This window comes from Streptomyces daqingensis, assembly GCF_014645895.1.
GTDB classification, from domain to species: domain Bacteria; phylum Actinomycetota; class Actinomycetes; order Streptomycetales; family Streptomycetaceae; genus Streptomyces; species Streptomyces daqingensis.
In genome coordinates this window covers 182,173-195,636 of record NZ_BMMP01000013.1, presented here as the reverse complement: position 1 = coordinate 195,636, position 13,464 = coordinate 182,173, and the positions used below count along the sequence as shown (strand labels likewise).

General features: G+C 71.0%; 9 protein-coding genes and 1 pseudogene. 4 read left to right on the top strand and 6 right to left on the bottom strand.

Features of this window, described 5'->3' with window-relative positions; all coding sequences use genetic code 11:
* Nucleotides 1-345 precede the first annotated feature (345 nt).
* Nucleotides 346-1,191 carry a hypothetical protein gene (locus tag IEY56_RS20125; protein ID WP_189038635.1) on the top strand — a complete coding sequence of 282 codons (846 nt, stop codon included), beginning with the start codon at nucleotides 346-348 and terminating at the stop codon, nucleotides 1,189-1,191.
* Nucleotides 1,192-1,390: 199 nt separating this feature from the next.
* Entirely contained in the window at nucleotides 1,391-2,608 is a 1,218-nt protein-coding gene (locus IEY56_RS20120) for an FAD-dependent monooxygenase (RefSeq protein ID WP_189038634.1), read from the top strand.
* Between the two features lie 247 nt (nucleotides 2,609-2,855).
* Here the strand turns inward: IEY56_RS20120 and IEY56_RS20115 are convergent.
* From IEY56_RS20115 to IEY56_RS20090, 6 genes and pseudogenes are all read right to left on the bottom strand, one after another.
* Nucleotides 2,856-3,590 (bottom strand): annotated as a pseudogene (locus IEY56_RS20115) (ABC transporter ATP-binding protein); the annotation flags it as partial.
* Nucleotides 3,591-3,595: 5 nt separating this feature from the next.
* Nucleotides 3,596-4,450, bottom strand: a complete 855-nt coding sequence (locus IEY56_RS20110; RefSeq protein ID WP_189038632.1) for an ABC transporter ATP-binding protein — start codon at nucleotides 4,448-4,450, stop codon at nucleotides 3,596-3,598.
* Nucleotides 4,451-4,523: 73 nt separating this feature from the next.
* Nucleotides 4,524-6,578, bottom strand: coding sequence for an ABC transporter permease subunit (locus IEY56_RS20105; RefSeq protein ID WP_189038631.1), 2,055 nt, complete (start codon nucleotides 6,576-6,578; stop codon nucleotides 4,524-4,526).
* Nucleotide 6,579: 1 nt separating this feature from the next.
* Entirely contained in the window at nucleotides 6,580-7,785 is a 1,206-nt protein-coding gene (locus IEY56_RS20100) for an ABC transporter substrate-binding protein (protein WP_189038630.1), read from the bottom strand.
* A 56-nt stretch (nucleotides 7,786-7,841) separates the two neighbouring features.
* Nucleotides 7,842-8,249, bottom strand: a complete 408-nt coding sequence (locus IEY56_RS20095) for a roadblock/LC7 domain-containing protein (RefSeq protein ID WP_189038629.1) — start codon at nucleotides 8,247-8,249, stop codon at nucleotides 7,842-7,844.
* On the bottom strand, nucleotides 8,249-10,870 hold the full coding sequence (locus IEY56_RS20090) for a sensor histidine kinase (RefSeq protein ID WP_189038628.1): 2,622 nt from the start codon (nucleotides 10,868-10,870) through the stop codon (nucleotides 8,249-8,251). The genes IEY56_RS20095 and IEY56_RS20090 overlap by 1 nt, the downstream gene beginning before the upstream one ends.
* A 535-nt stretch (nucleotides 10,871-11,405) precedes the next feature.
* On the opposite strand from IEY56_RS20090, the gene IEY56_RS20085 reads away from it, so the two are divergent.
* Together IEY56_RS20085 and IEY56_RS20080 are read left to right on the top strand one after the other, a co-directional pair.
* Nucleotides 11,406-12,371: a phage baseplate protein gene (locus tag IEY56_RS20085; RefSeq protein WP_189038627.1), complete on the top strand. Its 966-nt coding sequence runs from the start codon at nucleotides 11,406-11,408 to the stop codon at nucleotides 12,369-12,371.
* Between the two features lie 230 nt (nucleotides 12,372-12,601).
* Nucleotides 12,602-13,381 (top strand): exonuclease/endonuclease/phosphatase family protein, encoded by a 780-nt coding sequence (locus tag IEY56_RS20080; RefSeq protein WP_189038626.1) that lies wholly within the window; start codon nucleotides 12,602-12,604, stop codon nucleotides 13,379-13,381.
* Nucleotides 13,382-13,464: the final 83 nt, after the last annotated feature.

Genomic DNA, 13,464 nt, shown 5'->3' with positions numbered 1-13,464 from the left:
GTCGAGCCGGCGACATATCCGGCCTTCGAGATATCGGCCGGCCCTTGAGTCCTTTGCCGAGTGGGACCGTGAAAACAGATCGTCGGGATACGGGCACGATGCTGATCGGCCGCCCTTCGGACAGGAAGAGCAGTACCGCCTTGCGGAGGAGCTCGTCGAAGGTCCAGTAGGCCCTCGTGGCGTGCGGACCGCACTGGTGTCACGTACCGCGGTCTGAGAGACTCATCAGTATCTCCATGTGTTGTCCGGTAGCGCACAACTCGCAGACGAGCAAGTAGATCTGACGTTTTGTTACGTAGCGCAGCCGACCTTGCCGGTGGCGCCGCAGGCGGTGAAAGTGACGCCATGTCTGACTGTGACAAGGAGTTCGGTGCCTTGTGGCCGATCGTTCACCGGGTGATCGGGAAGAACGAGGAGGCCCGGCGCAGGAAGGTCGAGAGCGAGACGACCCGCCTGTGCATCGTCGGAGGGCTGCACCAGCTGGAGCGCATGTTCTCCGAGCCGCTGGTGCAGGTGGGCGACGCTCCTGGTTCGAGCGTCTGCAGGGTCGGCAACATGGTCTCGTACGAGAGAGTGGCCGAGGCCGTCAACAGGCGCTGCAAGCCCGAGAAAGAGGTGACGCCCCGGACGTTCACCGTGAGGTGGAGCAGACACAGGGACTTCCTCGCCGACCTGCTCAGCTTCGCGCTGTACCGGGCCCACTGGTCCCTGCACATCGCCAGGGACGAGAGAGTCGTCGAACACCTCAAGACCGCCAGGAACTTCGCGGCCGCCATCCGCAGGACGGCGCTCCTGGTGCAGCAGGCGGCGTTCAATTCGGACCTGCACCGGCTGTACCTCTACGCCGCGGTGTACGCGGACGCGGACCCCGTGATCAAGGAGGCGCTCCAGAGCGCTTACCGCCTCGCGGAGTCGGAGTGGGCGCGGCTGTACAAGGAGGTACTGGCGGCACGGGGGCAGCGGCTCCGGACCGACCTGTCGTTCGCGCAGTTCGCCCGCATGCTCAACTGCGTGGATTTGGGGATCGCCGGACGCGCCTGGGGGGACCCCGACGCGGACTTCGGCGACACAGTGAAGGAGTCGACCCTCGGGGAGATCGTCTCGCGTCTGATCCCCGGCTGCATCGACATGGGCGACGGCTCCGACATCGACAGCCTGATCAACGACGCCTTCCGGCACGACGAGGAGTGACCGTCCTGGCCCCGCAGGTGACGTCCTGACTTCGGCCCAACGCGACTGCCCGGTAACGGACTTCACTCCAGGGTCCAGTCAAGTAGCCGGCCACGGCGTCCCGTAAGGGAGGAGAGGCCGTACCCCCGCCTTCGCCGCGCGCCCCGCTGTGTGCGAACCTCCTTCACCTGTCTGCGAGTTGGTGAGGGGGCACATCGCAATGGGTGGAGGCAGGGTCGCCGTCGTCGGCGGCAGCATCGCCGGATGCGCCATGGCGCTGGCCGCGTACCGGGGCGGCGCCCGGAAGGTGACCGTATTCGAGCGCGCGGGCGGCGAGTTGCGCGACCGCGGCGTCGGGATCGGCGTGCACGACGACCGCTTCGCCGAGCTCGAAGCCGCCGGTTACATGACGCGGAGCATGCCCTGGGTGCCCCTGTCCCGGCGGCTGTGGACCGTACGCGACGGCGGGTCGGACCTGGGCCGGACCATGGCCCGGCAGCCCTTCCCCTTCCGCGCCTACAACTGGGGTTCCCTCTGGAGCGAGTTGAGGCAGCGCGTCCCGGACGGGACGGACTTCCGCCCGGAGACCGACGTCGCGGAGGTGTCGACCGAAGCCGGCGGGGCCTCGGTGCGCCTCGCGGACGGCACCGCGGAGGACTTCGACCTGGTGATCGGCGCCGACGGCTACCGCTCCGTCGTCCGGCGGGCGATGTTCCCCCGGCTCGCCCCCGCATACGCAGGCTACCTGGGCTGGCGCGGCACGTCCGAGGCGCCCGCGGACCTGCCCGAGGGCGGTCACGAGGAGGCGCGCACCGTCGTCTTCCCGGGCGGTCACTGCATGATGTACCTGATCCCGGACCGCAAAGAGGGGCACCGCATGAACTGGGTGCTCTACACACGCCCGCCCGCCGGTTCGGGCCTCGACGCGGAGCTGCGTACCCCGACCTCGCTGCCGCCCGGCAAGGTGGCCGCCGGACTGACCTCCTACCTGCGCGGTCTCGTGGCCGAGCACTTCCCGCCGTACTGGGCGGACTGCGTGCTGCGCAGCCCGGAGGACCGCACGTTCATCCAGCCCATCTACGACCTCGAGGTGCCGAGTTACGTCCGCGGGCGGCTGATGCTCGCGGGAGACGCGGCGACGGTCGCCCGGCCGCACATCGGCGCGGGCAGTGTGAAGGCGCTGCAGGACGCCGCCGCGCTGGAGAGCGCGTGGCGTTCCGGGGGAAGCTGGCAGGAGATCCTGACGGCGTACGACGAAGGCCGTAGCACTGTCGGTACGCAGATGGTCGGCCTCGCGCGGCGGATGGGCGAGGAGCAGGTCGTACGCACGCCGGACTGGCAGGCCATGCGGGAGCCGGACTTCCACGCCTGGTGGGACGGGCAGAACCGGGGCCCGGCGTCCGGGGGCTTCGGCGGCCAGGCGCTGCGCCGCGACTGACCGGCACGACAGCGGGCCCCTGGCTCCGACTCGTGCAGGGCGGACGTGTGTTGACGCGGTGTACGGCGCTCCGATGCCCGGGCCGTGCTCGTCGACCTTCTCCGGCCGGTTGCTATGGCGCGCCCGGTCCGGCGTCGGGCACGCTCGCCTTCAGCGCGCCGTCCGCCTCCGCGCCGTCCTCGCCCGTACCGACCGTGCCCGTGCTCGCCTTTGACGCGGGCGGCCCGTCGACTGCCGCCGACGGGAGCGGCGACAGCTCCAGCGCGGCGTGCAGCGCGCCGGGGTCGGACCGCAGCGGACCCCCTTCGAAGCGTGCGGTGACGCGTCCGGATGTCAGGACGGTGACCGTGTCGGCGCACTGGACGGCCAGCGCGGGGCTCGGCGAGACCAGCAGCACGGAGATCCCCTCCTGCGCCAGGGTGCCGATCAGTTCGCGTATCCGGCGTGCCACCACGGGAGCCAGGCCCTCCGTCGGCTCGTCCAGCAGCAGCACCCTGGGGGTGCCGAGCAGGGCGCGGGCGAGCGCGAGCATCTGCTGCTCGCCGCCCGACAGTTCGGAGCCCCGGTGCCCGCGGCGCTCGCCCAGCCGGGGCAGCAGCTCCAGCACCCTCTCCGGCGTCCACGTCCTCTCCCGGCGTGCCGCACGGCCGCCGTCGCCCTTCGCCGGGCGCGGCGGACGGTACGAGAGCCGCAGGTGCTCGCCCACGGTGAGGCCGGCGAACACCCGCCGCCCCTGCGGCACCAGCCCGATGCCCGCGCGCGCCACCTGATGGGCCGGCCGGCCGCCGACGTCCCGCCCGTTGACCCGCACGGTGCCGGCGTCGGGACGCAGCAAGCCGGCCACGGTGTTCACGAGGGTCGTCTTGCCGGCGCCGTTGTGGCCCACGACGGCGTGCACGCTTCCGGCCGGCACGCTCAGATCCAGCTCGTGCAGGACCGTCCCGCCGTCGTAGCCGGCTGTGAGACCGGTGAGTTCGAGCATCGGGGTCATCCTCTCGGACCGGTCGGGGGCGCGGAGCAGCCCGCCGGCGTTTCCGCCGAGGCAGGGACGGCGTCCAGGTAGATCTCGCGGACCTCGGGCCGGGCGAGTGCGTCTCGAGTGCCGCCGCTCACCAGTACGCGGCCCGCGGCGAGGACGGTCACGGTGTCCGCCAGCGCGGTCACCACCTCGATGTGGTGCTCGACCAGCAGCAGCGCGACGTCCGTGGGGATGTCCCGGAGCAGGGTGACGAGGCGGCCGATGTCGCGGTCGGTGAGTCCGGCCGCCGGCTCGTCCAGCAGGAGCAGGCGCGGCTTTCCGGCGAGTGCGGCGGCCAGATCGAGCATGCGGCGCTGCCCGTGCGAGAGTTCGCCTGCCTGCCGGTCCGCGAGCCCGGCCAGGCCGACGGTCTCCAGGCCGGCCAGTGCGGTCTCCCGCAGGCGCCGTCCGGCGGACGGCCGCCGCCACGCGGCTCTGCCCTCGCGGTGATGCCGCCAGGCGGCCAGGACCACATTGTCCAGCACGCTCAACCCCGCGATGACGGACGGCTGTTGGTAGCTGCGGGCGATGCCCAGCCGGCTGCGGCGGGCGGCCGTCGTACGCGTGATGTCGGCGGCCTGCGCGGCTTTCGCGGTGCCGGAGCCCTCCGCCGGGTTCCCCTCGCCGGGGCAGCCGGGGGGCGTCAGCAGGATTCGCCCGCTGTCGGGGCGTGCCGTGCCGGCGACGAGGTTCAGCAGCGTGGTCTTGCCGGCGCCGTTGGGCCCGATGACGGCGTGCCGGGCTCCCGCGGGCAGCCGCAGGCTCACGTCGTCGACGGCGGTGAGGCTGCCGTACCGGCGGGTGAGGTGGGAGAGCGTCAGCACGGGACCACCGCCGGGCGCGGGGCGGAGCGGTTCGCCGTGCCGGCCGCGCTGCGGGGCCGGGGGTGGTCGCGTGTCATGGGGTGCCCTCGGGTGCGGGGGTCCGGCGGTCCGGGATCGGCGGGCGGGCCGTGCGGAGTCCGGCGAGGCCGTGCGGAAGCAGGTAGACGGTGAGGACGAAGAGGACGCCCAGCAGGAGCGGCCCGTGGCCGGGCCACGACGCGGAGAGCCAGTCCCGGATGAAGACGATGAGCCCGGCGCCGAACATGGCGCCCAGCACTGAACGGGTGCCGCCGATGACCGCCGCCAGCAGCGCGAACGCCGCGATCTCGAAGCCGACGTCCGCGGGCGAGACGTACGCCTGCACGGTGGTCAGCAGCGAGCCGCCGACGCCTGCCAGAGCACCGGCCCCGACGTAGGCGAGCAGGAGGTACCGGGTCACGGGATGGCCGGAGGCACGCATGCGGTCCTCGGCCTCGCGGGTGCCGATCAGCAGCTTCCCGGCGGGTGAGCGCAGGAAGTACAGCGTGAGCGCGATGGCGCAGGCGGCCACGGCGAGGCTGTAGTTGTAGGCGGGGCTCTCGTCGACAAGCGGCTCGCCGCCCCACAGCGCCTGGGTGGGCGGGAAGTCGATGAGCCCCTCCGTTCCGCCGGTGACGGACTTGAGTTCACCGGCGGCGACGACGGTCAGCTCCCCGATGGCGAGCGTGATCATCAGCACGGTCGTGCCGCGGGCGCGTACCACCGCGGGAGAGGTGACCAGCGCGAACAGCGCCGCGAACGCCGCGGAGGCGAGTACCTGGACGGGCCCCACCGTCCAGCCCGCCCCGGCGAGCAGCGCCGTGGTGTACGCGCCGACGGCGAACGGGGCCGCCTGCCCCAGCGTGGGGAGGCCCGCGTAACCGGTCAGGACGGTGACGCTGACCGCGAGCAGCCCCAGCGCCAGCGCGTAGCCGACCAGTGAGAGGGCGTACGGGGACAGCAGCACCGGCAGCGGGACGAGAGCCGCGAGGAGCGCGAGTGCCGGCCCCGCCCTGCGGACCGGGCCGGGGAGCAGCCGGCCGGCTGCCACCGCGGCACTCGCCGTACGGCTCGGGCCGGTTCCTCCGCCGGTGCCGCCGCGCCGCACCTCCGGGTTTCCGGGCTCTCCCGCGATGCCCGTCCGCCGCGCGGAGCCGGGCCGTGGGCGGCGGGCGCGGGCGAGCGCGCGCAGCAGCCGTGAGACCGGGGCGGCCGCCGGGGCGCCGCCGCCGTCCTCGCCGGCGGGCTCGGGAACCGCACCGCGGTGCGCCCGTACGGACAGCACCAGGGCCATGGCGGCGAACAGCAGATACGGCGCCCAGTCCGCGGCCAGGGAGACACCGAGCGTCTGCACCTCGCCCACGGCGACCGAGGCGAACAGGATCGCCCACAGGGACCTCAGCCCGCCCAGCACCACGACCACCAGGGAGAGCATCAGCACCGTGTCACCGGTGTCCGGCCCGGGCCCGATGATCGGCGCGCCCAGCACCCCGGCCGCCCCGGCCAGCGCCCCGGCGGCGGCGAGCACCCCGGTGTGCACGGCCCGGGGGCTGCGGCCGGTGGTCGCGAGCATCTGCGAGTCGGCGGCCGCGGCGCGCACGGCGGCCCCCGCGCGGGTGCGCGTCAGCACCCACGTGCCGGAGCCCGCGAGCAGCAGCGCCATGGCGATGAAACCGAGCCGGTAGGCCGGGTAGCGGTGCCCGAGCAGGTCCACCGACTGGTCGAGGGCCCCGGGTATCCGTACGGGGATCGCGTCGGAACCGAAGTACTCGACGAGCAGGTCGCCGCCGATCAAGGCGAGACCGAACGTCAGCAGCGCCTGCGCGAGATGACCGCGCCGCACCAGCGGGGCGGTGCACGCCGCCAGCAGCACGCCGGCCGCCCCCGCGAGGGCCGTACCGGCGGCCAGGCCGAGGAGCATGCCCTCCCAGGTGCCGTCGCTCAACTCGGCGCCCGTGTAGGCGCCGACGGCGTACAGCGCACCGTGGCAGAGGTTGAGCACCCCGGCCGTGCCGAAGGCAAGGCTCAGACCGGCGGCCACGACGAACAGCAGCAGCCCGTAGGCCACGCCGTCGACCGCCGGAACGAGCTGCGCGTCCAGTACGTCCACGTCAACTACCGAGCGTCGACAAGTCCTTGACCACCACGTTCGCCAACTGCTTGCCGTCGGGGCGCACCTGGCGCAGGTACCACTGCTGCACGGGAGTGTGCGTCTTCTCGCTGTACTCCCACGTGCCGCGCGGGCTGTCGATCTTGCCGAGCCCGGCGATGGCCTTGTTGATCGTCTCGGAGTTCACCTCGCCCTTCTTGGCGGCTTCCCCGATCGCCTTGTCCAGCGTCGCCGCGGCGTCGTACGAGGCCTCCGCGTAGCTCGTGGGCGGCGCGTCGTGCTTGGCCGTCCAGTCGGAGACGAACTTCCGGTTGGCCTCGTTGTCCAGGTCCGCGGAGTAGTTGAGCACAGAGTAGATGCCCTTGGCCGTCTTGCCCTGGGCGGGCAGCACGGAGCCCTCGGTGATGAACCCGGCGGAGTACAGGGGCAGATCCGCGATGTCGGACTCGGCGTACTGCTTCACGAAGTCGATCGCGGCCTTGCCGGCGTAGAAGCAGTAGACCGCTTTGGCGCCCGTCCTCGCGATCTTGGCGAAGTACGGTGCGAAGTTGGTGGTCTTCGGGAAGGGCGTCCACGTCGTCTTGCCGTCGGGGTTGGCGAGTTCGCCGCCGACCTTCTCGAAGGCGGTGGTGAAGCCGCGCATCTCGTCGTGGCCGCCCTGGTAGTCCGGGCCGATCGCGTAGACCGGGCCGTCCACCTCGTCCTTGACGTGCTGTGCGATGGCCGCGCCCGGCTCGTCCGACATGAAGCTGGTGTGCCAGACGTACTCGCCGTCCTTGACGGGGGGACGGGCGTTCGACCCCACCAGCGGGATCTTGTTCCGCGTCACGAGCGGCAGCATGGCCTTGACGGAGCCGCCGCCGGTGACACCGGTGAGGACGTCCACCCGGTCCTTCTTGATCAGCTTCTTGGCGGCGGGGAGCGCCGTGGGCGGGCCGTCGCCCTCGTCGGCGATCTTGAGGTCGATCTTGCGGCCGCCCAGCTTGCCGTCGTGCGTGTCGAGGTACAGCTTGAACCCGTCGCGTGTCTCCGTGCCCACGGGCTTGTAGACGCCGGAGAGGGAGGAGATGAGGCCGATCGTCACGGTCTCGTCGTCGGCACCGCTCTCTCCGGTGCACCCCGCGGTCGCGGTCACCGCGAGCGTGAGGGCCACCGCGCAGGCTGTCCGTATTCTCTTGCCGCGCACCGATCGTGCGTCTTTCGTCATTGAGGGCTCCGATGGATGGATACGGGTGGGGGAAGGCGGCGCACCGGCCGGCGGGTTCAGCTGGGCGCGGTCTGGCGTTCGTCGTCGCGGGCCTCCGGCGACAGCGCTTCACCGACCTGGTTGATCAGCTCCGACATCATGAAGCTGACCTCCCCGATGTCCGCCTCCCGCGTGGTGAACACCAGCAGCGACGCGCCGCCGGAGACCGCCATGGAGAACATGTAGCCGCCCTCCATCGCGGTCAGGCTGTGCTCCACGGGGTCCGTGCCCGTCAGCTCGGCCGCCCCGGAGAGCAGGCTGACGATGCCGGAGGCGATCGCGGCCAGCCGGTCGGCGTCGTCACGGGGGATCCCGGTGAAGGCGAGGGTCAGCCCGTCGACGGAAACGGCGACGGCGTGGGTGACTTCCGGAAGCCGCCGGGCGAAGTCGCCCAGCAGCCAGTTCAGATCGATGGATCGGCTCATCACGTATTCCGTTGGGTGTCGTCGGCATTCCGGTTTCCCGGACCGCTCGGGTCCGAGGGGGCAGAGCGCTCCCGGCGGCTCATGCTCCTGTTGATGCCTTGCGAATAGGCGGTCAGGACGTCGGAGATCTGGCGCGAGTCCCGGCGGCGGGGCGGCGAGGTGCGGGACTTGGACGCGGCTCCGGCGGTCGAGGCGCCCGCGCCGTCGCCTTCCTCGCTCCGGGCACGGACCGGCTGCTGCTCTTCTGCCTGCTTGCGCCGCCGTACGGGCAGTCCCGCGGCGGAGATGCCGGCGGTCTGCGCCGGTTGCGGCTCGCGACGCCCGCTGTGCTCCGCCGTGCCCTGCGGGCTCGGCGCCGGGTCGCCCGGCGTGGAACGGGACGCGGTGGACGGCACGCCGAACTCCCCGCGGCCGCCCAGTCGTTGCATCCTTCCCAGCCGGGACGACCCGTTGGAACCGCCGTGCTGACGCGCCGTCTCCCGGCTCTCGTCGCCGCCTGCGGCGCTGCGCTCGTGGTCGCTCCGCCGCGCGTCGCTCGCCGCGGCGCCGGACGTCAGGGGCTCTGGCCGGCCGCGGCCCCGTCCGGGCAGCAGTCCGTCGGCCCGGGGAGCCGGGGACTCCAGCGAAGGCATCTCGTCGTCCCCGTCGGAGAGCCCGGACGCCGCGGACTCCGAACCCTCTCCGCCCTTGCGGCCGGCCGCCGCGCCCTGCGGCAACTGCGGGGCTTCGGGACGGGGAGCGGCGCCCAGCACGCCGGCGGGGAGCATGATCTCGACGATGGTGCCGGGGCTCTCCGAAGCACGCAGCTCGACCCCGATTCCGTGCCGCGCGGCCAGTTGCGCCACCACGTGCAGACCCATGGACCGCACGCCGCCGATCCTGTTACGGGGTTCCGACAGGGCGGAGTTGAGCTCGGCGCGCCGCTTGGGCTTGATGCCCACACCGTCGTCGACGACCTGCACCACGGCCCGGTCCCACAGCCGCCAGGCGGCGACTCCGACGCTCTTCTCCGGCGGCGAATAGCGGGTCGCGTTGTCGAGCAGCTCGGCCAGGATGTGCGCCACGTCGTGCACGGCGCGGGCGGCGATGTCGATGCCGGGCTGGACGACGCCCGTCTCCACCCTGCCGAACTGCTCGATCTGCTGCGCGGCCACCATGATCACGGTGGAGAGCGGCACGTCGGTGCTGCGCGCCCGCCCGTGCCCTGAACCGCCCAGCACCAGCAGGTTGTTGGTGTTGCGCTCCATGCGGTTCGCCAGGTGGTCGAGCGCGAACAGGAGCTTCATCCGCTCCGGAGTGGCCTCGTCACGCTGCATCACGTCCAGCTCGGAGACCATGACGCTGGTCAGCTGCGCGCCGCGGCGCGCCACGGTCACCAGCGTCTCGGCGAACTGGTCCTGCGCGTCGGACCGTTCGGCGGCCAGCCGTACGGCCTCGTGGTGCACGGAGTTGAAGGCCTCACCGACCTCCCCGATCTCGTCCTCGCCGGTGGTGGCCACCGCCTTCCCGGCCCGCTCGGCGACCTGGGCGGGAGTGGCGCCGCTCAGCGCACCCGGCTGGGACAGTTCCGCGGTGACCTGGGGCAGCCGCCTGTAGGCCATGTCGTTCGCGGCGTCCCGCAGGTGGCGCAGGCGGCGGATCATCACACGGCCCAGCCGGGAGGCGACGAAGACGGTGCCGACCAGCGTCAGCAGCACGAGCACCGCCTGGGCGACGGCCCACCAGATCAGTTCGGTGCGCTGGTCCTTCACCGTCCTGATGACGGAACCGTCGATCCGCCGCTCCACCTTGCGCAGCAGCGACAAACGGTCCGCGGTCGCTTCCTGCCAACTGGCCGGCGAGATCGGCAGATCGGCGTTCACCTCGCTGCGTCCCACCCGGTCCTCGAGTCGCTGCGCGGTCAGAGCCTTGGGGCCGTAGACGCCCTTCTCCAGCCAGGTGCGCCACTCCTGGGGGCCGATGTCGAACATCGTGCCCGTCGACTCGGTGTATCCGAGCCGGGTGGCCTCGAACGTCCGCTGCGAGGCGGGTGTGAACCCCCCTCCGGCCAGCGCCTGCAGCACAGTGACCTGCTGCTGCCCCATGTGCTCGGTCGCCTCGGAGAGGGCGGCGCTCGCGCGGATCTGGTCGGCGACGTCGGCGTCGACGCCCTCGGCCTGGGCTATGCCTTCGCGGTACGCCACCAGGTCGGCGATGACGATGCGGTAGCTGAAGGTCAGCGCGGAGAGCGAACTGCTGCCGGCGCGGACCTGCGCGTGCAGGGTGGGCAGTTGCTTCAGGGAGCGGTCGATGCGGTCGAGGGCCTCCTGGGCGTTGCCGGGCACCTTCGACAGCCGTTCGCGCTTGGCGCGGAAGGCGTCGGCACTCTCGCCGGTGGCGTTCGCGGTCTTACGGAACGATGCCTCGTCGCCCTGGCCCGAGACGAAGGCCGTGGCGCTCGTACGCTCCCCCTGCAGCCTGTAGGCCAGTTCGTTCGCGGCGGCGGCGGCTTCGACCATGTTCGCCAGCCGGTGGGCCTGCAACGCCTGCTGCCCGGAGGGCGCGAGAGCGAGTACGGAGAAGGTGACGGCCACCGCAAGCGGTACCGCGACCAGCAGAACGAGGCGGCGGTAGATTCTCACAGCGTCGCTCCGTCACGTGTTCCGAGGAGCAACTGCGGGTGACACTCGGGTTGCCAGCGACTTGGTCGGGTCACTGGCGGCGGATATCCCGTCACAGCGGGTGAGCCTGAAAGGCATCGCGCGGCACTCTGGCATGAAAACGGACAACTTTCGGAAAGTGCAGGGCGATTCGAATCCCCCACGTTCGATCAGCAGCGGGCGGGACAGTACCATCGCCGCCGTAGCGCTCGGGTCACGGCCTGTTACCGGCTGCCGGAGGGTCAGTTCGGCAGGGCGCGGCCGGGCAAGCAAATTCCGCGCCGCAGGTCAGGCGGCACACTATCCCGACCGCGAGTTGAGCGCCTATCCGCGGTCGGACGATCCGGACTCCGGGGCGCATTCCGGTGAAACGAAGTCAGGGAAACCAGGACAGGGCGGCCGGGGGCGCGACATTCCCGCCGGATTCCGGCACCCCCTTACGCATTTGGTTGCCCTGGGCGATGATCGGGGGGCCGACGGATCTCAGGCATGACGAAACGACGACACGGGGGTGTCGATGTCCGGACACATCTCAAGACGCGGGCTGATCGGCGCGGGAAGCGCGGCCCTGCTGTCCGCCGGAGCGATAGGCGCACTGACGGCAGGAGAGGCCACCGCCGCCGTACCCAAGACGAGACGCTTCGACCTGTCGAAGCCCTCGCACGACGTCTTCCGCGGCGTGCTGCTGCACGAGAAGCACCATGCGATGCAGGGCATGGCGTACGACGCGAAGAACCGGCGGCTGTTCATCTCTCAGCAGCGTGACGGCAGTTCGGGCGACGACCTGTGCATCAACAGGCTCGACGCCTCCGGACGGGTCACCGGGCACATGCACATCGACAACGCCGGCCACGGCGTGTCCATCGGCGTGGAGCCGCGGGGCTCGGACTCCTACATATGGGTCGAGTGCGAGTCCTCCAGCAACGACGACAGCGGCCGTGGCACGGCCCTGGCCCGCTTCAAGTTCGTCAACGGCAAGAAGCCGTCCGGAGTGAAGAAGTTCTTCAAGGGCAGCAAGACGATCACCTGCGCCACGGACCCCGTGAACGAGCGGATCCTCATCCGCCGCAAGGAGGCGGGCAAGTTCACGCTGCGGCTGTACGACTTCTCCAGCATGGACGCCGGGAACGGCACGTTCACCGACCCGCTGGCGAAGATCACGCAGCCCAGACTCGGCAACGGCTCCGTGACGTTCCAGGGCTACACCGTCCTGGGCAGCTACCTGTACACGCTCGACGGCGACGGCCACGCCGACCCCGCCGACATCAACTCCTACGTCTCGTGCGTCGACCTGAACACCGGCAAGGTCGTCGACCGGTTCCGGACGAAGGCGGGCAAGTCGCTCGTCTACCGGGAGCCGGAGGGAATGGCGATCACCACCTCCGGCGGCGAGATCCGTCTGAACATGGGGTTCGCGTCCCGCAGGAGCATGGGTCACATCGACCGCTACGCGAACGTCTTCCACAAGAACGTGCTCATCTGACCCGTCTGACCCTCTAGACGGGCCGCTGTCCGGAGAGGCGCTCGCCGTACGCGCCCTCAGCCGGAATGTATCCGCTTTGTATGGCGGCCCTCTTGAATAGGTCGGACGTCGACGGCCCGCCGGCCACCCGCCCCATCAGGGCGCGTTGGCCCGGGCTGCGACGGAGGCCGCCGGTTCCGGCCACACGGTCCACCGTTCCGCCGCAACTTCAGACCTCGAGGAGCTTCTGCATGAGACCGCGTACGAGAGTGCTGCTCGGCGCCGTGGCCACCCTGACGGCATCGGGAATCACTTTCTCCACCATGTCCGCGGGGGCCGCGACGACCGATTCGGACGCCGCAGCGGCTCCGGCCGCCGGGACGGCCGCCGTCAAGATGAAGGTCGCCACCCACAACGTCTGGCGCGGCAGGGCCCAGTTCAAGGCCCTCGGCCACGTGATCGGCTGGCAGGAGATGGAGTCGGCGGCCGCCCGGAAGCGGCTGCGCGAGCAACTCCCCAAGTACAGCCACTTCCTGCCCAAGTCGGGACCGGCGAAGGCAGTGCCGATCTCCTGGCGGAAGGACGTGTTCAAACCCCTCGACTCCGGCTCAGTCCTCACCCACAAGGGCGAGGCGAAGGTGACGCCGAACCGGTACGTCAACTGGGTGCTGCTGGAGCACCGGTCGAGCCAGCAGCGGTTCTTCATGGTCAACACGCACTTCATCTCCGGCGCCTGGAGCAAGCACCCGGAACGGCAGGGACGCTGGAAGAAGCACGCGGGCAAGCTCCGCGACGTCGTCAAGAACCTGCACGGCAGGAACACCAAGCTGCCGATATTCGTGGTCGGCGACTTCAACCGGCACCGCAAGGTGAGCCTGCCCGGCAACGTCGACTACATCCGGGTGAAGGGCGCCAAGGGTGTGCCGATCGACCAGTCGTACGCCACCGGTTCGGTGACGACCTCCAAGGTCGACCGACTGAAGCGCTTCGGCTCGGACCACTCCGCGTACCGTTTCACGGCTTCGTTCTGAGGTCTGATATTTGGCGTTGGTTAGCTGATTTCTGTCATCTGTCAGCTGGCTTCTGTCATCTGTCACCTGTCATGGGGCTTCTG